The sequence below is a fragment of the Actinacidiphila sp. DG2A-62 genome, from assembly GCF_035825295.1.
Lineage (GTDB): Bacteria > Actinomycetota > Actinomycetes > Streptomycetales > Streptomycetaceae > Actinacidiphila.
The window spans coordinates 3,843,398-3,866,740 of record NZ_JAYMGI010000002.1 but is presented as its reverse complement, the minus strand read 5'-3'; the positions used below and the strand labels follow the sequence as shown (position 1 = coordinate 3,866,740).

Annotated in this window: 19 protein-coding genes; all 19 read left to right on the top strand. The window is 72.7% G+C overall.

Annotated elements, in window-relative coordinates; genetic code table 11:
* The first annotated feature begins 1 nt into the window (after position 1).
* The 19 genes from VSR01_RS17125 to VSR01_RS17035 all read left to right on the top strand — a co-directional run bounded on the left by VSR01_RS17125 (position 2) and on the right by VSR01_RS17035 (position 23,327).
* Positions 2–1,609, top strand: coding sequence for a hypothetical protein (locus VSR01_RS17125; RefSeq protein WP_326450082.1), 1,608 nt, complete (start codon positions 2–4; stop codon positions 1,607–1,609).
* Positions 1,606–7,668 (top strand): hypothetical protein, encoded by a 6,063-nt coding sequence (locus tag VSR01_RS17120; RefSeq protein WP_326450081.1) that lies wholly within the window; start codon positions 1,606–1,608, stop codon positions 7,666–7,668. Before VSR01_RS17125 ends, VSR01_RS17120 begins: the two co-directional genes overlap by 4 nt.
* Positions 7,669–7,731: 63 nt before the next feature.
* Positions 7,732–8,544: a hypothetical protein gene (locus VSR01_RS17115; protein ID WP_326450080.1), complete on the top strand. Its 813-nt coding sequence runs from the start codon at positions 7,732–7,734 to the stop codon at positions 8,542–8,544.
* 8 nt (positions 8,545–8,552) lie between these two features.
* On the top strand, positions 8,553–8,789 hold the full coding sequence (locus VSR01_RS17110) for a hypothetical protein (RefSeq protein ID WP_326450079.1): 237 nt from the start codon (positions 8,553–8,555) through the stop codon (positions 8,787–8,789).
* A complete protein-coding gene (locus tag VSR01_RS17105; protein ID WP_326450078.1) occupies positions 8,758–9,225 on the top strand; it encodes a hypothetical protein in 468 nt (155 codons plus the stop codon). Before VSR01_RS17110 ends, VSR01_RS17105 begins: the two co-directional genes overlap by 32 nt.
* Positions 9,225–9,533, top strand: coding sequence for a hypothetical protein (locus tag VSR01_RS17100; protein WP_326450077.1), 309 nt, complete (start codon positions 9,225–9,227; stop codon positions 9,531–9,533). The genes VSR01_RS17105 and VSR01_RS17100 overlap by 1 nt, the downstream gene beginning before the upstream one ends.
* Positions 9,534–9,617: 84 nt before the next feature.
* Positions 9,618–11,879 carry a hypothetical protein gene (locus VSR01_RS17095; protein ID WP_326450076.1) on the top strand — a complete coding sequence of 754 codons (2,262 nt, stop codon included), beginning with the start codon at positions 9,618–9,620 and terminating at the stop codon, positions 11,877–11,879.
* Positions 11,880–11,889: 10 nt separating this feature from the next.
* Positions 11,890–12,072 (top strand): hypothetical protein, encoded by a 183-nt coding sequence (locus VSR01_RS17090; protein ID WP_326450075.1) that lies wholly within the window; start codon positions 11,890–11,892, stop codon positions 12,070–12,072.
* A gap of 95 nt (positions 12,073–12,167) precedes the next feature.
* The gene (locus VSR01_RS17085; RefSeq protein WP_326450074.1) at positions 12,168–12,866 is read left to right on the top strand and encodes a hypothetical protein; all 699 of its coding nucleotides are present in this window, start codon (positions 12,168–12,170) and stop codon (positions 12,864–12,866) included.
* Positions 12,867–12,869: 3 nt separating this feature from the next.
* Positions 12,870–13,574: a hypothetical protein gene (locus tag VSR01_RS17080; RefSeq protein WP_326450073.1), complete on the top strand. Its 705-nt coding sequence runs from the start codon at positions 12,870–12,872 to the stop codon at positions 13,572–13,574.
* Between the two features lie 335 nt (positions 13,575–13,909).
* Positions 13,910–14,395 (top strand): hypothetical protein, encoded by a 486-nt coding sequence (locus tag VSR01_RS17075; protein ID WP_326450072.1) that lies wholly within the window; start codon positions 13,910–13,912, stop codon positions 14,393–14,395.
* Complete coding sequence (locus tag VSR01_RS17070) at positions 14,386–14,967, top strand: hypothetical protein (RefSeq protein ID WP_326450071.1); 582 nt, start codon at positions 14,386–14,388, stop codon at positions 14,965–14,967. Before VSR01_RS17075 ends, VSR01_RS17070 begins: the two co-directional genes overlap by 10 nt.
* Positions 14,964–15,338 carry a hypothetical protein gene (locus VSR01_RS17065; RefSeq protein ID WP_326450070.1) on the top strand — a complete coding sequence of 125 codons (375 nt, stop codon included), beginning with the start codon at positions 14,964–14,966 and terminating at the stop codon, positions 15,336–15,338. The genes VSR01_RS17070 and VSR01_RS17065 overlap by 4 nt, the downstream gene beginning before the upstream one ends.
* A 136-nt stretch (positions 15,339–15,474) precedes the next feature.
* Positions 15,475–15,924, top strand: a complete 450-nt coding sequence (locus VSR01_RS17060; RefSeq protein ID WP_326450069.1) for a hypothetical protein — start codon at positions 15,475–15,477, stop codon at positions 15,922–15,924.
* 298 nt (positions 15,925–16,222) lie between these two features.
* On the top strand, positions 16,223–19,774 hold the full coding sequence (locus tag VSR01_RS17055) for a hypothetical protein (RefSeq protein ID WP_326450068.1): 3,552 nt from the start codon (positions 16,223–16,225) through the stop codon (positions 19,772–19,774).
* On the top strand, positions 19,765–21,096 hold the full coding sequence (locus tag VSR01_RS17050) for a hypothetical protein (RefSeq protein WP_326449901.1): 1,332 nt from the start codon (positions 19,765–19,767) through the stop codon (positions 21,094–21,096). The genes VSR01_RS17055 and VSR01_RS17050 overlap by 10 nt, the downstream gene beginning before the upstream one ends.
* 1 nt (position 21,097) lies before the next feature.
* Complete coding sequence (locus VSR01_RS17045; RefSeq protein WP_326449900.1) at positions 21,098–22,141, top strand: hypothetical protein; 1,044 nt, start codon at positions 21,098–21,100, stop codon at positions 22,139–22,141.
* A gap of 257 nt (positions 22,142–22,398) precedes the next feature.
* Positions 22,399–22,554 carry a hypothetical protein gene (locus VSR01_RS17040; RefSeq protein WP_326450067.1) on the top strand — a complete coding sequence of 52 codons (156 nt, stop codon included), beginning with the start codon at positions 22,399–22,401 and terminating at the stop codon, positions 22,552–22,554.
* A gap of 53 nt (positions 22,555–22,607) precedes the next feature.
* The gene (locus VSR01_RS17035; protein WP_326450066.1) at positions 22,608–23,327 is read left to right on the top strand and encodes a glycine-rich domain-containing protein; all 720 of its coding nucleotides are present in this window, start codon (positions 22,608–22,610) and stop codon (positions 23,325–23,327) included.
* Positions 23,328–23,343: the final 16 nt, after the last annotated feature.

The following is a 23,343-nucleotide window of genomic DNA, read 5'->3' as shown; positions in this document are numbered from 1 at the left end:
GATGCCGGTCGAGCCGATCCCCTGCGAGCCGGGCGGAGGTGGCACCCCCGGGGCGTGCAACTGCTCCCCGTCGATCGCCACCTCGCCGCTGTGCCGCGCGGACGGCACCGCGGTCCTGGTCGTGGTGAGGTCCCCGTGCGTCACCTGCGGCACGGCCGCGCAGGACCCGGCCGTCGTCGGCTGGGTCGACCCCGCCACCGGCGTGTTCACCGCGGGCCCGGCCCCCGCCGACGCCGGCCCCTGCGAGACCGCGCCGACTTCCGGGTGCGTCGAGACGATCTGCCGACAGCTCTGCGACGACACCACCGGCGACGGCACCGCGGACACGACCTACAGCGAGCTGTGGTGCGTGGCCGCCGACGGCACGGCCACCCTCGTGCTCACCTACCGGGACGACCCCTCGACGCCGTACGTGCCCGTCGCGCCGGTGACCTGCACGTACGGGTGCCCCGACCTGGAGACGATGCTCCTATGCGACGACTCGGGCCCCTTCCTGCGCCGGTACACGTTCGTCGCCGGGACCGCCTCGTACGAGGACGTCGCCCTCGACGGGCAGACACCGCACCTGGTGCAGGGCAACGTCGGCGCCTGCCCGAACTGCGACCCGAGCCCGCCGCTCGCCCTCGTCGGACTGTGCCTCGCCGACGGCGATCCGATCGCCGTCATCGTCTCCCGCGCCTGCGACGGCACCACCACCCGTGACGGCTGGCTCAACCTCCAGACCGGGCAGTACAGCGCGGGCGCGCCCCCGGCCGGCACCGGGGCCTGCACCGACCCCGGGGCGTTCGAACTCGCCGGCGTGCTGTGCGACACCGACCCGGCGACCGGTGACGTCCTCGGCCTGGCCCTCGTCCAGTACGCCTACAACCCGGACGGCTCCCTCGCCTCCGTGCAGCTGCTCAACCCGGCCGACGGCAGCACCTACCACCTGCAAGGCGAGCTGCGGACCTGTCCCACCGGCCAGGCCCAGCCCGACGCCGATCTCGTCGTGCTGTGCGACGACAACGGCCCGTTCGTCCGGGACTACCGGCGCGATGAGAACACGCTGATCGTCGGCCACACCGACTACCACCTCGATGGCACCGGCTACGAGGCAGTGGGGACGGTCCGGCTGTGCCCGCCGGAACCGGACTGCCCGGCCCAGTCGGTGCTGGAGTCGTGCCGGTGCGACGACGCGGACGGCGACGGCGCCGCCGACACCGACTACGTCGAGCTGCTGGCGGTCGACTGCTCGGGCGCGGTCACCAGCATCGGCGCCTACCTGCCGGACTACTCCGCCCCGTACGCGCCGGTCGCCCCGATCGACTGCAACGCAGACCTCGGCGCCCCCGACGTCTTCGGCGTCCAAGCCGGCCGCCTGGTCCTCGCCCCCGGCCAGTCCTGGGACGGCGCCACCGTGCCGACACTCCAGGCCGTCACCGCCACGGCGTCCGGCGGCACCGGCACCGGCACCGTCACCACGGCGGACGGCACCAGCCCGCTGACGGACGGCGAGACCGCCGCCTGGACGGTCGCCCGCGACGTTCACGCCCGCCTGACCGGCCCGCTGGTCATCACCGCCGTCGACGGCACCGTGACCGTCACGTACACCAAGGAGATCACGCTGTGAGCGGATGCGGATGCGGTAGCCCGGTGGTGCTCAGCGCACCCGCCGCGGCGCGTATGGACGTTGAGGGGTCGCTGCTGTGCGACGTGCTGGCGGACGGCACAGTCGCCGCACAGGCCCTCGTGGAGGCCGTCTACGACACCAGCACCGGGCTACGGGTCGGTACTCGCACCGTGAACCCGGTCACCGGCGCGGACTACCTCGTGCAGGGCACGCTCCAGCCGTGCCCGCCGCCGGAGCAGTGCTCCTGCGAGACCGTCCTGCTGTGTGACCAGCCGCTGGGTGGCGATGAGGTCATTCAGGGCCTGGATGTTTCGGGCGGCACGCTCGCCAATGGTGTGGCCTGGCAGGTGACCGGCAGCCAGAACGCTCCGGACGTGTCCGACCGCGCGACCGAAGACGGGGCCTGGTGGAGGACGGCCATCTTCCCGAACCAGCCGGTGGGGCCGACCACGTGGACGTTCAACCGGTCAGCTGCGGTCGAGTTCTCCGTGTTCCTGATGTGGACCGCGTACGAGGACACCGTGGGCGGTAACCGTGCGAAGCTTCCGCCGGGGGCCGAACCCATCAGCCTGCCTCCGGGCTACTCCTACGATCCGGCCACGAGCATCGTGTCGGTCGATGACACGCGTGCCGGGGACTGTGCCGGTCTGACGAATCCGACAGAGGGCGTATCGGCGCGGTTCCGTCTGGCGGGACCCGTGGAATCGTTCACCCTGCTGTACCTCGGTGAGCGGTCGACTGCGTCCCCCTGCGCGGAGTTCGGAACCTGGTTCTTCGGCGCTGTCCACGTTGACCCGGTGCCGGTGCCGTTTCTGCGGCACATCTGCCGCACCTGCACCGGCACCGCCACGGTCACGGACACCACCCTGGACGGCGTCACCACCTACGACACATCGACCGCCACCGTAGGCGTGTGCGGCCCCACCAGCTCCACCGGCGGCCTCCAGGTCGTGGAGCGCTGCGGGTGTGATGACGTCAACGGGGACGGGACGCTCATCAACCGGTACGTGGAGCTCTGGTCCGTAGACCCGGGCGGCCAGGAGGACCCGGCGCTCCTCGGCTCCTGGCTTGACGGAGACTTCACCCAGCCCTACACCCCGGCCAACCCCGTGGACTGCCCCACCGACGACGGGGCGCCGGCCGCGCCGCTGGTCCTCGGCCAGGTCTGCTACGACGACGGCACCAGCGTGCGCCCGGCCGCCGTGGTGCGCTGTGCCGGGTGCGATGACCCCGCCGTCCGGTACGTGGACGTGGAGACCGGCGCGGAGGTCACCGCCCCCACCCTGGTCCCGTGCCCTGCCGACCCGGGCTGTGCCTCCCCCACCACCCCCGTCACCAGCGTGGGCCTGTGCCTCGCGGACGGGACGCCCATCGCCGTGACCGTGGTCCGGGACTGCACCGGCACCATCACCAGCGAGGGGTGGCTCAACCTCACCAGCGGCGCGTGGACCGCGGGCACCGTCCCCGTGGGCACCGTGGCGTGCGGGGACTCCCGCTCCATCCAGGTCTCCGGAACGTTCTGCGCCCTGGAGGACGCCACGGGTGACGTGGTCGGCCTGGTCCTCGTGGAGTACACCTACGACGACACCGGCGCCATCGCCTCCGTGCGCCTGGTCGACGCCGTCACCGGCGACACCTACACCCCGCCGGCCGGGGTCACCGTCACCACCTGCCCGACCGGGACGGCGCAGCCCGAGCAGGACGCCGTGGTGCTGTGCCACACCGCCACGGACGGCACGGTCACCCAGTTCGTCCGCGACTACCGCCGGGACGAGACGGGCGCCATCACCGCGCACTCGGACTACCTCCTGGATGGCACCGCCTACACCCCGGACCCGACCGGCACCGTGGGCGTCTGCCAGCCAGACAGCTGCACCGACTGCGAAACGCTGCTCCTGTGCGACGTGCCCACCGCGGCGCCCGTACGGATCACCGGGACAGCCGCCTCCGGCACCCTGTCCAACGGGGTGAGCTGGACGTCCACAAGCCCCAGCAACGCCACGTATGCGCCGCAGAGGAACAACGCGGACGGCTCCTGGTGGGGCCTGCCGTCCTTCCCCCTCGCCACGACCACGCCGACGAAGTGGACGTTCTCCCGGCCCTCGTTCGTGGAGTTCTCCGTATACGTCGCCTACAGCGCGACGCAGCCGGCGCTGAACCATGCGCAGCTCCCCGCCGGCCTGGAGCCGGTCTCACTGCCGACCGGGTACGCCTACGACCCGGCAACCGGCGTGCTGACCCGAACGTCTGACGGCAGCCCCGCCGACCCGTGCTCGTACACGACGGACCCGCAGGTGATCGGCAGCGCCCGCTTCCGCACCTCCAGCGCCGTCACGACCTTCACGACGGCCCCGGCGCCGAACAGCCGTGTCGCCCGGTGCGGCATCTTCTTCACCTACTGGGCGGGCGCCGTCTCCGTGGTGCCCGGCGGCCCGTTCCTGCGGCACCTCTGCCGCTCCTGCGACGGCACGCCCACCGTGACGGACACCCTCCTGGACGGGATCACCCCCTACCTCCCGGCCGGGACCGTCGACCAGTGCCAGACCGGGGTGAGCAGCAGCACGGACCCAGAGACGTGCCACAACACGACCACCGTCCTCCTGTGTGACGCGCCGACTGACGGCGTTACGGCGGTCGCCCCGACGATCACGGACTCCACCGTGGCGGCGGTCGGGCAGACCCAGTTCCAGAACCACCCCGGACCCTACGGTCCGCTGTGGTCTGGAGGCACGCTCATCTACCCGGCCGGACCGGGCCCAGCTCAGGAGCACCTGGCTGCCACCGGGCGGCTCACGGCCGACCTGACCGGCTGCGAGGAGGCGACCGCCAACCTGACGATCTCCGTCCGCGTACGCAACGACGGCCCCGACACGGGCCAGGACTGGGACGGCGCCCTGCGCCTGTTCCGGGGGACGACGCAGATCGCCGCGCACAACGCGCTGGCGTGGGCCCCGGTCGGCTGGCAGGGCACTCTCACCGTCACCGCGCCCGTCACCCCGGCCGAGATCACCGCCGGAGACATCCGCGTCGCGCTCATGTTGGAGACCTACCACCTCGGCGCCAAGAGCTGGACGGCCTGCCAGTTCACGGCCACGCTGGAGCTGGAGGGCTGCACCGACGCCGTACCCGTCCAGTTCCTCCGGAACATCGTCACGGACTGCGAGACCGGCACGGTCGTCACCCACTACGACAGCACCCTGGACGGAGCGCCGTACGACGTCGGCGGCGTGGCCGTCCAGTGCCAGCCCGCCACCACCGAGCCCGAGCCCGCGGCCTGCTGCCCGACCTCTGAGACGGTGAGCCTGTGCCACACCGCCGTGGACGGCACGGTCACGGAGTTCGTGCGGGACTACCACCGAGACGCCACCGGCATCATCACCGGCTACAACGACTACACCCTCGACGGCGCGGACTACGTCCCGGACCCGACCGGCACCGTGGGCCAGTGCCGCCCCGTGGACTGCACGAGCACGCCCCTGTGCGTGCGCCCCTCCGGGGTCGTGGAGTTCATCAGCAACGCCGAGAACCGCACGACCGGCGACGTGGACCCGGTGTGGAAGTGGTCGTCCATGAGCCTCGCCGGCCCCTGGTACGACATGTACCAGGTCGGCGTCTTCCCCGGCTGGACCGTGACCGACCCGGGCACGCCGGGCGGCACGGCGCACTGGGTGTCGCAGCACCCCAACAGTTCGACCGTCAGCACCGGCCTGCCCAACGAGGGGCCGGACCTGACAGCGGCCAACCCGGATTGGTACGCGCGGGCCTCCTTCGAGCTGCCGGCGTTCGCGGACCCGGCCACCATCCAGGTCGAGTCCACCGTCCTCAACGCCGACCAGATGGCGGTGGAGTGGCGGCTCAACGAGGGCCCCTGGCAGCCCGTCGGCGCGGACCACAACGACGCGGCTTACACCTTCGGCCCGGCCGCTGTGCCGGGCGCACAGGCGGGCACGAACACCATCTACCTGCACGGCCAGGAGACCGTGTTCGGTAGCGGCGCAACCGGCGTGATGATGCACCTGGTGGTGACGTACGACGTCGACGCGTCCGCGTTCGAGCAGTGGCTCCGTACCACCTGCTCGGACGGCTCGATCACCTACCTCGACGGGGACGGCAACCCGCAGCCGGGCATCCCGGAGGACTCCACGATCGTGCCGTGCCCCGGAGGCACGGGCGGCGACGCAGGGTTCGACGTTGAGTCCTGGCCCCTGTGCATCCTCGACAGCACGGGCGCGGTGGTGCAGCGGGTGCGCGCCGAGCAGGTCTACGACACGGCGGGAGTCGCAACCGGGGCGCCGCGCCTGGTCGACGCTGTCACCGGAGACCCGGCGACCATCCCGGCCGGGGGCAGCGTCTCCGTCTGCCCGGACAGCACGACGGCGAGCCTCACCCCGGTCTGCTACACCGCCCCCACCGTCCCGCCTGTCACCTGTGACACCGTGACGCTCACCGAGCTGACCGCCCCGGACATCACGGACGCCGTGGTCGTGGAGAACCCGCAGGGCTGGGGGGTCCGCCCGGAGTCCACCTACAACGGCGACACCAGCGCGGCGGGCGGCCCGGACACCGGCCTCGGCGTCATCAACTGCAACGACTTCCAGGGCGACACCGGCGTCGTCATCGACTACACGATCACCCCGCCCGCGAGCAATGTGACGGGCGTGAACCTGTGGAACGCGTTCGGGAACAGCCTCATCGACCGCGACGGCATCGGGTCGGCGACGCTGACCCTGCTGGACTCCGACGGGAACACGTTGTGGACCGGGCCGCTCAACGCCTGCCGCCCGACCTCCAACAACTACGACCTTGCGTGCCTCACGGACCTCGGCGGGCAGGTGGACGGCGTTGCCATCATGCGCCTGTCGAACATCGCGAAGGTCCCGCCGTCCGAAGGTTCAGTGAACGTGGACATCGGATGGCGTGAGATCGGCCTGGTCACCGCCGGTTACGAAGCGCTCCTCACGCTCGACTGCGGCGGCCAGGAGGTCACCGCCACCGTCGAGGGTGCAGCGGACGGCCTGGCCTACGCGGGCGGGCAGCTCACCCAGACCGCCGGACCGCACACCCTCACCTGGCACGCCCCGGCCGGATACGCCGGGACGATCATCACGGACACCCCGACCGCGTTCGACCGGCTCGACTTCGCCGACGGCACCGTCGTCACCCTGTCCGGAAACGGCACGGTGACCTTCGCCGTCGAGATCGGCGCGGCCGGCGGGGACGGCGGGACGTCTGCCGGGTTCGTCACGGTGGACCCGGTGACCGGCCTGCCGACGGTCCGCGACGCCAACACCGGGCAGGTCGTCACAGGCGCGGTCATCGTCCCGTGCACGGGCGACTGCTGCGACGACGGCGGCACGACGGCGAGCGGCCGGCAACTGGTCGAGCGGTGCGGGTGCGACGACCTGGACGGCGACGGCATCGGAGAGGTCCGATACGTCGAGCTGTGGTCGGTCGACCCCGAGGGCGTCGGCGCGCCGCTCCTCGTCGGTACGTATGAGGATGGCGACTTCGAAGCGCCCTACGCCCCGGCCAACCCGATCGACTGCCCCGCCGCCGAGGACGAGCCCGCCGCCCGGTTCTCGGTGACCCGGACCCGCATGTGCGTGCGCGACATCTTCAACGACCAGTCACCGCGCGGCTACGCGTACCGGGTCAACGTGTACGACGCCACTACGGGCGACTTCGTGTCGTCTCGGCTGGAGACCGCCGACGGCACCCCGTTCACGCCACCTGTGACGCAGGCCGTCGTGGAATGCGAGGGTGAAGCGGCCGACACGAACGTCCGCACGGGCGCGGAGCGGTTCACGGACAACACCACCCCGTATTCGCCGACCGACGCCTTCCCCGGCCTCCAGTCGGTCACGCTCGTCGTCCTGGCAGGGGACGTGCAGGTCAACAGCGGCAGCGGTCCCGCGCTTGTCCCGGCGGGGGTGTCCCTCACGTGGAGTGTCGCGGATGTGGATGACGCCGTGATCGCCCCGAACGGGATCAGCTTCACCGGGCAGCCGGGATCGGACTACATCGTGTCGTTCACGCACAAGGACACGCTCGACGGCTGACGGAACCTCTGTGGCCCGGCCAGATTGCCGGGCCACAGACCACGATCAAGGAGGAGGTAGCCCATGGGTGCGAAGATGTGGTGTTGCGGAGGCGGCTCCAGCAGCGGAGGAGGGGGCGGCGGCCTGGCCGCGGTCACCGTCCAGGACACCCCCACCGTGGACCTGGAGGGCGACGGCACGGCCGGTAACGCTCTCCTCGCCACGGTCAACCTCGCGGCCGACCCGAACGCCCTGGAGGTCGCCCCTGACGGCCTCCTCGTGGCGCCCTCGGCGCAGGCGGGCAACGCGCTCGCGCTCGGATCGGACGGCCGCCTGTACGTGCCGACGCCTACGGACACGACGAACGTCGTGCCCGTCACGGGCGGCGCCCCGGTCCCGGCCGGGACGGCGCGGTCGGTGGACATCGACGTCACCGAGGGGCCGGCCGACACCTTCGCCATCGGGGCCCGCCTGTCCCCGGCCTACGGGCAGGGGTCAGAAGGCAGCGCCTTCTACGGCAGTGTGGCCCTGGGTGTACCCGTGCAGCTCTCCACCGTCACGGTCCCAGAGGCCGGCGTTTATGAGGTGTTCGTGGACGCGCGGGCCGTGATGAACATGGGCGGCGGGATCGCGCGGAACGCCTTTGACGCCGGCCTTACGGCGCAGCTTCGGGTGAACTCCACGGTCGTCCTGGACCGCCCCGTGCTCGTCTTCAGCTACTCGACTGCTGACAGTTTCTTCACGGCGCAGTCCGCGTCCACGCTGCTGCGCGCCCGCGTGGCGCTCAACAGCGGCGACACCGTCCAGGCATACGGGGCGGTCGCCGGAACCACGTTCCAGAGCGGTGACGCGGTCGGCGTTGTCGCCACCGTCAGTTACGTCAAGATCAGCGACTAGGGGACAGCATGACCACCCGCTACTTCCGCGACCAGGACGGCGGCGTCCAGCAGCACGGCAACCTCACCGAGGAGGGGGCCGCCGTGCTCCTGAACGCCGGGCACGAGGAGATCACCGCCGAGGAATGGGCCGAGGTGCAGACGGCCGCCGCCGAGGCGGCCCGTACCGCGGCCGTGCCACAGACCGGCGGCGAGCAGCCGAAGGAGGCGAGCCGTGGCCGGAACGGGCGGGAGCGTCGCCGGTAGGCAAGATGCCGAGCCGGAGATCCTGTGCGACGACAACGGCGCGTTCCTGCGCCGTTTCACCGTCGATGACACCGGGGCCCTGGTCCCCGAGGACGCGACCCTCGACGGCGCCGACTACACCGCGGTCGGGACCGTACGGCGCTGCGAGCAGCGGGCGGCGCCGGCCGCCCCGCTGATCGACTCCACGCTCCAGCGGCAGAGCGGCGCGGGCACGGTCACGATCCCGGCCGGTGCCCGATCGGTGACGCTCGTCGTCTACGCCGGGAGCCCGACGGTGGCGATCGGCGGCGGCGCGGCCGTGGCCGTGGCTGCGGGGACGTCGCTGTCGTGGGGTGTGGACACCGGCGGCAAGGCGGGCGAGTCGTTGCAGGACGCGTTCGTGTTCACGGGCGTGGCCGGGGCCGACTTCCTCGTCAGCAGCACGCGCGAGATCTGATGGGCACGGCCGGGGACTACGAGGCGCTGCCGCAGCGGATCGAACGGGCCACGGGCGTCACGGACTCCAACGGCCACGTCACGTTCATCTGGCCGGCGGGGGCGTTCGGGGTGCCCCCGGTCGTCACCCATGCGATCGAGGCGGCGTCGGTCGGCGTGCGCACGGCGCGGATCATCTCCAACACCGCGGCGGCGACGACGTTCGAGGTGCTGGTGACCACGGGCGTGACCGTGCTGGGGATCAGCGTTCTCGGCCCTGGTGTGGCCGCCCAAGGGGTCACTGTCCACGCGCACGCCGTGGCCCCCTGAACCGCGCCCCGCGCGCCTAGACTCGACTGGACGCCGCTGGTTGTGGGCCGGGCGCTCCTCCCTTCACGATCGAGGAGCCTCCCCATGGCCTCATGCTGCGGCGCCCCGCGCTGCAACTGCTCTGTCACCGCCGGACCGGGGGTGACGGTCGACGGCAACGGATCGCCCACGACGCCGTACGTCATCAGTGCCGACGCGGGCACGCCCACCCCGGTCCAGGCCGCCGACACCACGACGGTGGACACCACCGTTGCCGGTACCGGGACCGCCGCCGACCCCTACGTGATCAGCTCGGACGTCATCCTCGATCCGGCCCCGCCCGGCGGCGGCTCGAATCTGGCGCACGCCGGACCGAACGGCGTTTACGTCGAGTGCGCGGACGTGCGCGGCTGCCTGACCGGCGGGGACGGCATCGCCTACGACCCGGCAACCGGCGAGATCGACGCGCGGCCGTCGACCGACGCCGGGAACGTCGTCACCTTCGGTACCGACGGCGGGCTGTTCGCTCCGGCCGCGGCGGCGACGATCGTGGAGCCGCAGGACTCCACCACGGTCGACGTGACCGTGTCCGGTACCGGCACCGCGGCCGACCCGTACGAGGTGAGCGCGGCCGTCATCCTCGACCCGGCGCCCCCAGGCGGCGGGACGAACCTCCTCGGAGCGGGGCCGGGCGGGCTGTCGCTGGAGTGCGACGACGTACGCGGCTGCTTCTCCGCGACCGGCCCGGCCACCTACGACCCGGCCACCGGCACGTTCGGCGTCGAGCTGTCCGCCGACCCGGGCAACACCACGGTCATCGGCTCGGACGGCGGCCTGTTCACGCCGCCCCCCGGCGCGGCGGCCCCGACCGTCGTCCAGGCCCAGGACTCGCCGACCGTCGACGTGACGGTGTCCGGTACCGGCACCGCGGCCGACCCGTACGAGGTCGGCGCGGCCGTCATCCTCGACCCGGCGCCCCCAGGCGGCGGGACGAACCTCCTCGGAGCGGGGCCGGGCGGGCTGTCGCTGGAGTGCGACGACGTACGCGGCTGCTTCTCCGCCGGGGACGGAGCAGGGTACGACCCGGCAACCGGGGTTATCACGGCCCGGCTGTCCGCCGACGCGGGCAACTCCGTGGCCTTCGGCACCGACGGCGGGCTGTTCGCGCCGCCGGCCTCCGGCGGAGCCGCGACCGCCCTGGAGGTGACGGACTCCTCGACGGTCGACCTGACGCTGTCGGGCACTGGCACCGCGGCCGACCCGTACGACGTGACCGCCGCGGTCAAGCTCGACCCGGCGCCCCCGGGTGGTGGGACGAACCTCCTCGGGTCGGGGCCGGGCGGGCTGTCGCTGGAGTGCGACGACGTACGCGGCTGCTTCTCGGCGACCGGCCCGGCCACCTACGACCCCGCGACGGGCACGTTCGGCGTCGAGCTGTCCGCCGACCCGGGCAACACCACGGTCATCGGCTCCGACGGCGGCCTGTTCACCCCGACGCCGGGCGCGGCAGCCCCGACCGTCGTCCAGGCCGGCGACACGACCACCGTGGACACCACGGTCACCGGCACCGGCACGGCCGCCGATCCGTACATCGTGAAGGCGGACGCCATCGTGGCGCCGGAGCCGAACGGACTGGAAGCAGGCCCCACCGGCCTCCTGGTGGCCCCGTCGTCCGAGGCCGGTAACCGGCTGACCATGGGCACCGACAACCGCCTGTTCGTGCCGCCCGTGGCCGTGGACTGCGGCCTGACCGGAGCGGGCACGACGGCGGACCCGTTCACCGTCAACCCGGCTGCCGGCCAGGCTGCGTGGACCGACGACTGGGGGTGCGACGCGGCGACGCACTCGACGCTCAAGTGCGACCCGGGCACGGGGCAGCTGTGGACGCCGCCCGATCACTACAGCGCGATGGACCATATCTACGTCGAGCACTTCGCCGGCGGGTTCCTCACGCCGATCGGCCCGACCGGCGGGTGGGTGATCATCGACCCGGGCGCGAACCAGCAGTTCAACGTTCCGCCCAACTTTTTGGGGAACGACTGCCGTACCTGGGGCTACGAGATCACGAACGCCGGGACGTGGGACATCGAGCACAACGCCGCCGCGGCCTTCCAGCTCGGTGTGGCCGTCCAGGTCGACGGCGGCGCGCTCCAGATCCGCCCGTTGTGGGGGCACATCAACGCGGTCGGCGCGGCGCACCGCGAGCGCGGCAACGGCTCGGTGAACTGGTCGGGCTGGGGCATCCCGGCCGGCACCGGCGCCTCGGTGATCATGTTCCCGGCGGTCAGCGTCACAGCGGGGCAGATCACGGCCATCCACTCGTGGGTGTCGGACGCCACGATTGACACCCAGACGAACACCCCGTAAGGAGCGCCCCGTGAAGTTCTACGCCTCGCCCTCTGGTACGTCCCTGATGCGGTCCGGTGGCGTGCTGCCCCCGCCGGACGACTGGACGGAGATCACCGAGGAGGAGTTCTACTCCCGGCTCGCCGAGACCGGGCAGGACTACGAGCGGATGCCGGTGCGGAACCTGTCCGACGTCCAGGAAGTTCTGGCGTAACCGTCCACGGCCCGCGGCGACGCTTCCTGGCTATGCTGGGAGCGTCGCCGCTGGTTTTGGGCCGGGCCTCTCACACTCATCTGGTGGAGGCCCCCATGTCGGGACCCCTGATCTCCAACGCGGCGACCGTCCGGATCACCAGGGTGGACGCGTGCGGCCGGCCCGTCTGCGGGCCCGAAAACAGCTACGTGACCGACTGCTTCGCGTCGGTGGAGTACAAGGCGAACGTCGACGACGGCACCGACATCCAGTTCAAGGCCGCCAACGGGCGGACCTGCGGCTTCAAGAAGGGCTGCCCGACCTTCAACGGCTTCGACGTCACGTACACCTTCTTCCAGGCGTCGCCCGAGATGATCGAGATCATGACCGGCAGCCCGGTCGTGTTCGGGTTCGACGGCGCCCCGATCGGTTTCGACTCGTGCTCCATCCCGTGCCGCGCGGGTTTCGCGCTGGAGGTGTGGGCCGACGTGCTGGGCGAGGACGTGTGCCCGGAGGAGGCGACCGGAGACGGCGCGTGGATCTACATCCTGTCGCCGTGGCTGACCAACGGGCAGATCGGTGACCTGACGCTGGCGGACGGCGCGGTGAACTTGACGCTGGACGCGGCAACGCGGGCGGGCGGCAAGTGGGGCGAGGGCCCGTACGACGTACTCGCGCAGGACGCGGCCGGGACGGCGGGGCCGATGCTGTCGCCGCTCGGCGCGGACTGCCACCGCCGCATCCTGGTGACGTCGATCCAGCCGCCCGAGCCCAGCACGGACTACGTGCCCGTGCTCTGCGACACCTCGTCCTGACCGATGGCCGCGCCCGACATCGTGTACCCGGTCCGGCCGGGCAACACCAACCAGGAGTTGCGCTACAGCCTGCGCTCTCTGGCCAACCTGCCGCACGGCCGGGTGTGGATCGCCGGGCACATGCCGCCGTGGGTGCGCCACGCCGGCCACATCCCGGTCGAGCCGCAGGCGACGAAGTACAAGGGCTCCACGGCCAATCTGCGCGCGGCCGTGGAGCACGAGGAGGTGTCGGAGGAGTTCCTGTACTTCAACGACGACTTCTTCCTGATGCGGCCGCTGGTGTCCATGCCGGTGCTGCACCGCGGGCCGCTGGACCGCGTCGAGCGGTACTACGCCCACCGCCCCAACGGCTCGTACCTGCGGGGGCTGCGCGAAACGAGGGAGCTACTGGGCGAGTTGGGGCACCGTCAGCCGCTCAGCTACGAGCTGCATGTGCCGATGCCGATGACGAAGGCCCGCGTGCGGGAGACCCTGGAGGTCGGGGCGCACCTGGAGGTGCTGCACAAGCGGACGCTGTACGGCAACCTCCATCAGGTCGGCGGGCGGGAGATCTCCGACCCGAAGATCCTCACCAGGTCGCCGCAATTCCCGCAGAGCGCGCCGTTTCTGTCCACGTCGCCGGACACCTTCGCGCACGGACTGGTCGGCCGTTTCATCCGCGCCGCGTTCCCCGTGCCCGGACCGTACGAGAAGGACCGGGGCCGGTGACCCCGGACGTGTGCGACCCGTGGCCGTTCGAGCCGGCCTGTTGTGACCTGCCGGAAGGCACAGACGACGCCCTGATCGAACGGTGGCGGCGCGTCGCATCCATCACCCTGTGGCGGCTGTCCGGGCGCCGCTGGGGCCCGTCCTGCCCCGTCACGGTGAGACCTTGCGGGCGTCCGTGCCTGGACACCATGCGATCGTGGGCGACGTTCGGCCCGTCGACCGGCGGGTGGACCCCCTACCTCGGGCCTGACGGGGTGTGGCGGAACGCGGCGACGTGCGGGTGCCGGTCGTCGTGCTCGTGCACCGAGCTGTGCGAGGTCCGCCTTGACGGGCCCGTGTACGACGTCACCGAGGTCCTGGTCGACGGCGAGGCCCTGGCGCCCGAGGCATACCGGGTCGACGTCCCGAACCTGCTCGTGCGCACCGACGGCGGCTGTTGGCCGGAGTGCCAGGACATGACGTTGCCGTGCGGCGAGCCGGGCACCGTGTGCGTGACGTACCGGATCGGGCTGCATCTGGACGAGGCCGCCATCGCCGCCGTGTCGGAGCTGACGTGCGAGCTGGTCAAGGCGTGCCTGCCCGGCCAGCAGTGCCGGCTGCCGGGGAACACCACCAAGCTCGCCCGCCAGGGCTCCACGTTGGCGTACCGCCAGGGCGTCACCGTCGAGACGTTCGACCCGACGATCGTGTTCGCCGCCGGCCGGACCGGGCTGCCGGGCGTGGACATGTGGCTCGCCACCGTCAATCCCTACAACCAGCCGTCGGCGTCGCGGGTCTACAGCCCGGACCTGCGGCGGCCGAGGATGCAGCAATGGCCATGAACCCCACGGCGATCTTCGACCTGGCCGAAGTCGTCCTCGCGTGCCTGTGCGCCGAGCTGGAGGCCACGGCCGCGGTGGTCGAGGGTCAGCCGGGCTGTCCCGAGCGGTCGTGTGTGGTGCCCGGTACGGCGGCGTGGGACGACTGTGACGGGGCGTGCGAGGGGCTGGGGAAGTGCGGCCAGCTCACGGTCAACGTGGCCCGGATCTACCCGTCCACGAACTTCCCCGCCGTCGACCAGACCGTGTTGGGGCTGCGCGGGTGTACGCCTCCGCCCACGACGGCCGCGGAGTTCGTCATCACGCTGTTGCGGTGCACGCCGACGCTGAACGACGAGGGCTGTCCGCCGTCGTGCGAGGAGATCGCCGCGTCGGCGAAGGTCGTCTACACCGACATGGCCACTGTCGCCAACGCGCTGACGTGCTGCCTTCCGGGCACGGCGCCGCGCGGCCGCAGGTTCGTCTTGGGGCAGTCCAAGATCCTGGGGCCGGACGGCGGCTGTGTGGGCGTCGAGCAGCGCGTCACCGTGGCCATTCCGGGCTGCTACGCCTGTCCGAGCGAGGAGTCGCCGTGAGCGTCCGTGTGGACATCGACCCGACAGTGATCGAGCGCGCGCTCAGGCGGCCGGGCGGGATCGGCGCGCGGCTGCTGCAGCGCCGTGCCGAGCGGGTCGCGGTGCGGGCGCGGCAGCTCGCGCCGGGCACGATGGCCGACCACATCACCACCCGCGTCGAGGACACTGGTCGCGGCCTGGTCGCCTACGTCGTGAGCGAGCACCCCGCGTCGCAGTACGTCATCCACGGCACGAGGCCGCACATCATCCGGCCGCGCCGGCGGGTGCTGCGGTTCGAGGTCGGCGGCCGGACGGTGTACGCGGCGTACGTGCGGCACCCGGGGAACCGGGCGACCGACTTCCTGGGCGATGCCCTGCGAGAAGCCCTGTAGGCCACTGTGCGGGCCTGGCCGGCCCCGGGGCGGGTGACCGTCCGGGCCGGGCAAGTGCGACGGTCTGTGCCGGTACGCTGCGGTTTGCTGCTGGTTTTGGGCCGGGCATCCACCACGTACCGCGTGGAGCTGCGCCATGGCCACGAAACGCTTTTCCCTTCACACCGAGCCGCACGTCGCCGAGATCGGCGATGACCTGGTGCTGGAGTTCCAGCCCGAGGTCGACGGCGACGCGTTCCTTGATTCGTACGAGCAGTTGAAAGACCGGTACTCCGGGCTCCAGCTCGGAGGCGGCAACGATCTGGCGCTGCTCCAGACGTCGGATCTGCGCGAGGCGATCGGTGCCGTCCGGGACTTCCTGGCGTCGCTGATGCTGCCGGAGTCGGCCGCCCGGTTCGCCGACGTCAAGTTGCCGAACCGGATCGTGATGCAGTTGCTGGAGTGGGCCATGGAGATCTACGGGGGTAACGACGGCTCGCGCCCTCCTACGTCGTCGCCCGCCTCCTCGACCACATCGCCGCGGGGTGGGACACCTGGGACGGCGTCCTCGCGCTCCAGGGGATCGACCCGCGCGCGTGGCCGCTGAGGCGGCTCCTCAACGCCGCCGAGGTGTCGATGTACCAGACGGCCGAGGATGACACCGAGCGGTCCCGGATTCGCGCCCAGCTGTACGCGCCTCCGCCCGGCCGCCGGCCGCCGGCCAGGGGCCCGGTAGCGGGCGCGCCTTCGTCTGCCACTGCGGTGCTGGCCCAGGTCGCCGCGGAGGACGCCGAGCTTGCCGCCATGCGGCAGGGCGGCCGCTAACCTGGGCATACCGCCCGGCATAGCCGGGCTGCCGCTGGTTTTGGGCCGGGCATCCACCACGTCACACGTGGAGATGCCCGGTGGCCGACGACGTCGACGGATCGGCGCGGATCCGGATCGAGCTGGACGACTCCGGCATTCCCGCCGAGGCCCGCGCGCTCGGCGACCGGATCGCGTCGGCGATCGACCGTCAGATCCGTGGCATCGGCCGCTCGATCGAGCGGCAGCTGCGCAGCGTCCGCGTTCAGGTCCAGGTCTCTCCGGACCTGTCTCGGTTCGATGCCGAGCTGCTGGCCGGGTTGCGCGGCCTGGGCAGCATCAACGTCCCGGTCTCGCCGGATCTGGCCCGGTTCGACGCCCAGTTGCTGGCCGGCCTACGGGGCTTGGGCGGCATCAACGTCCCGGTCTCCCCGGACCTCACCGGGTTCGATGCGCGGCTGCGGGCGCACCACCTGCCGGCACTGTCGGTGCCGGTCACCGCCGACGGCAACCTGTTCACCAGGTCGCTGCGGGGACTGCTGTCCCTGGCGGGGAGCGTCGGCGGGGTCCTGCTCAAGGGCTTGAAGTTCGCGGCGATCGGGACCGCCGCGCTGTCCGCGGCGAGCCAGGTCGCCTCGTTCGCCGCGTCGCTGACTCCGCTGGTCGGGATCGCCGCGGCGCTGCCCGCCGCGATCCTGGGCGGTGCGGCGGCATTCGGTGCCCTGCGCCTGGCCCTCACCGGCGTCGGTGACGCGTTCGGCGCGGCGCTGGGCGACGACGAGAAAAAGTTCGACGAGGCGCTCAAGTCGCTCTCGCCGAACGCCCAGGCCGCCGCCCGGGAGCTGCGCGCTCTCAAGCCCGCTTTCGACTCCCTGCGCAGCAGCGTCCAAGGCGCGCTGTTCGAGCCGCTGGCCGGGCAGATCACCGCGGTAGCCAAGGCGCTCGCGGGGCCGCTGAAGAGCGGCCTGTCGCTGATCGCGAACCTGTTCGGCGCGGCCGGCGCGTCGGTGGCGTTCTTCCTCAAGTCCGCCACCGCGGTCGAATCCGTCCGGCAGATCCTCGCTGGCACGGCCGAGGCGACGCGCGGGCTGGCGATCGGCATTGAGCCGGTCGTCGCCGGGTTCGTCCAGCTCGGCGCGGCGATCACGTCGGCGTTCGGGACGCAGGTCGGCGACGCGATCGGCAGCGTCGGTATCCGGCTGGGCGCGTTCCTGCAGGAGGCCGCGGCCGGCGGGCGGGCCGTCGCCTGGGTGCAGGGGGCCCTGGGGGTTTTTCGTCAGCTGGGCGGGCTGCTGGTCCAGATCGGCGGCCTGGTCGGCGACGTGCTCGGCGCGCTGGCGGCCGGGGGCGGCAGCCAGGTCGGGGCGCTGGTCCAGGTCTTCGCCGCGCTGCGGCAGACGATCCAGCCGGTTCTGCCGCTGCTGACGCAGCTGAGCGTCGCGGCCAACGCGGTCGTCGGCGACGCCCTGAAGATCGCCACCGGTGTTCTCGGGCCGCTGCTGTCGTCGCTGGCCGGGCCGCTCGTCCAGATCCTGCCGCAGCTCACCGGAGCTCTCGGCGCGTTCGCCACCGGGGTGGCCGGCGCCGGAGCGTCCGTTGGGAAGGCGCTGGGGGCCGGGCTCGCCGCGGTGCTGCCGCAGATCGTTCAGCTGGTCGGGGCGGTGACCGGCGCGCTCGTGCCCGCGCTGGCCGGGCTTGCGCCGCTCGCGGCCGGGCTGGGGGCTCTGCTGCCGCCGTTCGTGCAGCTGGCCGGGGTCCTGGTCAGCGCGGTGGTCCCGGCGTTCGGGACGCTGGCCGCTGCTCTGGGCCCGGTCCTGGCGAGCCTCGGCAGTCAGCTCTCCCCGCTGATCGACCAGTTGGGGGTGCTGCTGTCGACGGTGCTGGCAGCGGCACTCAAGATCGTCCTGCCGCTTCTGCCGCCGCTGACGCGGTTCCTGGACGGCCTGCTCGCCGCGGTCCAGCCGCTTCTGCCGGCGGTGAGCCAGGTCGCGGCCGCGCTCGGCGACGCGCTGGGGTCCGCGGCCCAGGCCCTGGTGCCGCTGCTGGACTCTGTCGGCGGCGCGCTCAACGAGGCCGTCGCCGCGCTGGCGCCGCTGGTCGCGCTGGTCCTGACCTCGCTGCTGCCGTCGCTGCCGCCGGTCGTCGACGCGTTCAACGCCCTGGTGGCGGCCCTGGTGCCGCTGCTGCCGCCGCTGGCGGACCTGCTCAAGGCGATCGTGCCGTTCGACGCCTTGCTCGTGCGGATCGAGGCGCCGATCCTGCGCGTCGGCCTGGCCTTCGCGTCGTGGGTCTACATCAGGACCACCGTCCCGATCGTCCGCGCGGTGGTCGCGGTCATCGTGAACCTGGCCAAGGCGCTGACGGGGGTTTACAACGGCATCCACGCCCTGCCGGGGCTGATCACCGCGGGGCTGTCCGCGCTGGGCTCGGTGATCGCCGGAGCGTTCTCCTCGGCGATCGCCGCCGCAATCCCGGTGGTCGAGGCCGGCCTGCAGGCGGTCGGCCAGTTCTTCGTAGCGCTGCCCGGCCAGCTCGGCTCCGCCCTGTCCTCGCTCGCATCGGTCCTGGGCGGTGCGCTGTCGGCGGCGACCGCGGCCGTCGTCGCCGCGTTCGTCGCGCTGCCCGGACTGATCCTCGCCGCGCTCCAGGCGCTGCCCGGGCTGCTGTACGACGCGTTCACCAGCGCGGTGGCGTACGCGGTGATCGGCCTGCTGACCGCCCTCGCCGGCGTGATCTTCCTGTTCTTCCGGCTGCCGACCGACATCGCAGGCGCCCTGGTGAGCCTCGGCCCCGTCCTGGCAGCCGCGTTCACGACCGCGTTCACAGTCTCGCTCGCCGCGGTGGCCGCCTTCGGTCTGACGGTGGGGGCGTTCTTCGCCGCGCTGCCGGGCCGCGTCGGCGGAGCCCTGGCAGCGCTCGGCACCGTCGTGGCCGGGGCGTTCGCCGCGGCTGGATCGGCCACGCTGGCCGCGCTTGCGACGTGGGGGGCCGCGACGGTCGCGTTCTTCGCCGCCCTGCCGGGGCGCACCGGCCACGCTTTGGGTGCACTCGGGGGTGTGGTGGCCGGGGCGTTCCGGTCGGCCGGCACGTCCGCGTACGCCTCGACAACGTCATTCGGCGGGCGGGTCGTCGCCTACCTGGCCGGGCTGCCCGGGCGGATCGGATCGGCCCTGTCGGGCGTGGGCCGGGTCGTCGCCGGCGCGTTCTCGTCGGCGGGGTCGGCCGTGACCAAGGCAGTCACCGGGCTGATCGCCGGTATCGTCCGCCTCTTCTCCGGTCTGCCGGGGGCGATCTCCAAGGCGGTGAGGAACATCGGCGGCGACATCGCCGCGAAGATCAAGAGCGGGTTGCCGTCCGGGGTGCGGGATCTGATCCCGGGCCTGGCCAACGGCGGCATCGTGACCGGCCCGACGCGCGCGCTGATCGGCGAGGCCGGGCCCGAGGTCGTCATCCCGCTGACCCGGCCGCAGCGCGCCGCGCAGCTCGCCGAGCAGTCCGGGCTGACCGCGCTGCTGGACCGGATGACCGGGACGAGCCCCCGCACCGCGGGCCCGCAGGTGGTCAACCACTTCACGATCCACGAGGCCGGCGACGCGCACGCGACCGCGCACCGCGTCGTCTCGCGGCTCGCCACGGCAGGAGGGTGGCTGTAGACATGGCGCTGGAGTGGTACCTGGCCCTGGGCGGTGTGGAGATCGCCAACCACGCCCGCCTGGACGCCTACTTGCAGTCGGTCGGCTCCCCGCTCACCTCGGGCGGCGCGTGCAGCTGTCCGACGTTCACCGCGGACCTGGTCGGTGACCTGCCGTACACCGACCCCGCGTCCGACGAGGCGCCGTGGTACGACCCCGACGTCCCGGAGTCCGCCGAGTTCGCGGGGCTGATGGTCCTCAGCGTGGACGGCCTGGACGACTACCCGGTGCGCCGGTCGTCGACCGCGGCGGTCGCCGGCGGCGCGAGCATCGGCCCGGCACGGGTGCAGCCGGGCACGATCACGATCACCGGCATCCTGCTCGGTTCGACGTGCTGCGGCGTGGACTACGGGCTGCACTGGCTCGGCGAGGCCCTGGCCGGGTGCGGCGGCGGGTCGGGCTGCGACGGGGACTGCCTGACGCTGTACAACTGCTGCCCCGGTCAGGAGGTGACCGCGGAGGAGTTCAACGCGCGGCACCGGCGCACCGTGCGCCGCGTCGCGCTGGCGCAGGGCCCCACGGTGACCGCGCGGACCGGGGACGGCTGCGCGGCCGGGGCGTGCCAGGCCGGCGCGGACATCCTCACCGTGGAGATCGTCCTGACCGCCGGGGTGCCGTGGCTGTGGACCGACACGGCCCCGTTGCTCGAGGTGCCGCCGCCGGCGGACGGCACGGACACGTGCGTGACCTGGTGCCTGCACTCCGCTGCCGGTGAGGGGTGCGGGGGCGGATGCCGGCTCGCGGCCTGCCCCGACCCGGCGGCAGGCTGTGCGGACCCGTTGTGCCGCCCGCCCGCCCCTCCCACGGCCGACGCCCCCGGCAGCTGCTTCTGCCTGCCGCTGGCGGTGGAGCGCGACTGCTACGACCTGGACGTGTCCGGCCGGCCGCGGTGGGCGGTCGACGCCCCCATGATCACCGTCCGCGCCGGCTCGGCGGACCTGCGGAACGTGACCCTCTCCTTGTTCGAGCGGGCGGACACCGACGCCGCCCTGACGTGCGAGGAGATCGCCGACGCGGGCCGCTGCGACCCGGCGGCGACGTGGACGGTCCGGTACGTGCCCGCGGGCGGGGCGCTCACCCTGGACGGGCAGATCGGCCGGGCGGTGGTGGAGTGCGGCGGTTCCTGCGAGTCCTCGGCGGACGTGTACGGCCAGAACGGGGCGCCGCCGTCGTGGCCCGCGCTGGACTGCGACCGGTACTGCCTGTGCATCGAGTCCGACGTGTCCAACCCGCCCGCGGCCGACGCGATCATCTCGGTGGGCGTCTCGGGGCGGGGGTTCTGACATGGCCGTCGCCGGATGCGGCACCCACACCGCCGCGATCATCGACCGGTCCGGGGCCATGGTCGCGCGCGCCGAGGTCCTCATCCACGTGGAGTGGACCCGGGTGCTGGACGACGTCAGCACCGCCGAGGTGATCATCCAGCCGGACGGGGACTGCTGCCGCACGCTGTCCGCCGTGCGGTCCTGGCGGCACAGCCTGGCCATCTGGCGCGACGGCCGGCCGGTGTGGAGCGGCCCGATCGTGGACGTGAGCTGGGGGCTGGGCGAGATCCAGGTCCAGGCCGTCGACGTCCTCGGCTGGCTCGACCGCCGCGTTCCCCACCAGGACCTCGTCTTCGGGGACGACGCGGACCTGGCGCAGATCGCCGCCGCGCTCATCGAGGACGGCTTCGCGCCCGACGATCCCGGGCACAGCGTGCAGATCATCGCCCCGAGCGGGGTGCGCGGCGCGCGCGCCTACGACCGGGGGATCGGGCAGACCGGCGACCACCTGCGGGACCTGGCCGAGACCGGCCTGGACTACACCGCGGTCGGCTCCAAGATCCTGCTAATGCCGGAGACGCACGCCGTGTCCGTGGGGCGGCTGACGGACGCGGACCTGCCGGACGGGCTGCGGGTGGAGGAGGACGGGGCGGCCCTGGCCACCCGCTGGGTCGTCGCCGGCGCGGAGGACGGCGACGTCCTCGGCGAGGCCGGAGGCATCCACCCGTACTACGGGCTGCTGGAGCGCTACGAGGAGCAGACCTCGCTCAAGACGAACGCGGCGGCCACCGCCGCCGCCCGCTCGAAGCTGTCCACCTCGCTGCCGGTGCCGGTGTTCATCGACACCCAGCAGGTCACGATCGACCCCCAGGCCGCGATCAGCGTCCCCGCCCTGGTGCCGGGCTGGTGCCTGGACGTCACCACCACAACCACCTGCCGCGACATCTCCCAGCGGCTGAAGATCGTCGGCTTGAAAGTCACCGAGGACGGCGACAGCGGCGGTCAGCCAGGCGCGGAGAGCGTGCAGGTCCAGGTCGCCGCGACCGGGGCGGAGGCAGCCTGATGGGCATGCGCGGAACCCCCGCCCGCCGCATCGCCGGCAACCCCCTCGGCGGCCTGCTCCGGGACCTCGACCGGCGCACCCGGTCCACGACACGCCGCCGCAGCCGGCCGGTCCCCGCAGCTGCTGCGGTGCCACCGGCGCCCCCCGACAGTCCCTCGGCCCCGCCAGCGGCGGTCACGGCCGCCGCGGTGATCCAGACAGATTCCCAGGGGCGCGCACGGTGGGTGCTGCCGAGGCGCTGGCCGCAGCCACCGGTCGTGACCGCCACGCCGGCCGGGGCGGTGCCGCTGCTCGCCGTCGTGGAGGAGGTCAGCGCCACGGCCGCGGTCGTACGCGTGTGGACCGCGGCCGGAGCACCGGCCCCGGCCGGGGTGCCCGTGCACCTGACCGCGACTCCAGCGGCCCCGGCCTAAGCTGGGGTGCTGCTGGTTGTGGGCCGGGCGCCATCCGCAAGGTGAGGTGTGCCATGGCGTCCGTGTGCGTGTGCGACGCATATTTCAAGGTCTTGGACGACGGCGAGCTGTGCTTGACGCCCGGCACGATGGGGCTACGCGAGATGCTCGTGTTCGACGTCCCCGGGGTTGAGCAGTTCGTCAAGGACGACTATCCGTGGCTCGCGCGGGTGCGCGTGCAGGTGCAGGGCGCGGGCGGCGGCAGCGCCGGGGCGGACGCCGACAGCGGCGAGTGCATCGCCCGGCCGGGCGGGGCCGGCGGCGGCTGGTCGCTGTCGATCATCGAGGCGGCGGCACTCGGCGCGGTGGAGTCGATCGTCGTCGGCGCGGGCGGGGTGGGGGGCACCGGGAACAACTCCGGCGGCGCCGGCGGCTCCAGCAGCTTCGGGGGGTTCGTGACCGCGCCGGGCGGAGACGGCGGCACCGCTTCCATGGTCTCCGGGACGACGCCGGACACGACCTCGGGCGTGGTCGGCCCCGCGGCTGGTACGGGCCAGCAGATCAGCGGCGGGGGAAACTCCGGCGGCGCGCTTCGCCTGACCGGCGGGAAGGGACTCGCGGGGGCGGGTGGGAATTCCCAGCTCGGGCAGGGCGGCGTGGCGCGCGCGTCCGAGGGCGGGGGGACGGCCTCGCGCGGGCGCGGCGCGGGCGCGGGCGGCGCGCTGTCCTACGGAGGCGCGGTGAACGGGCAGGACGGGGGCGACGGCCTGGTTGTCATCGAGCTGTACGGCTGACGGGCAGCACCCGGCG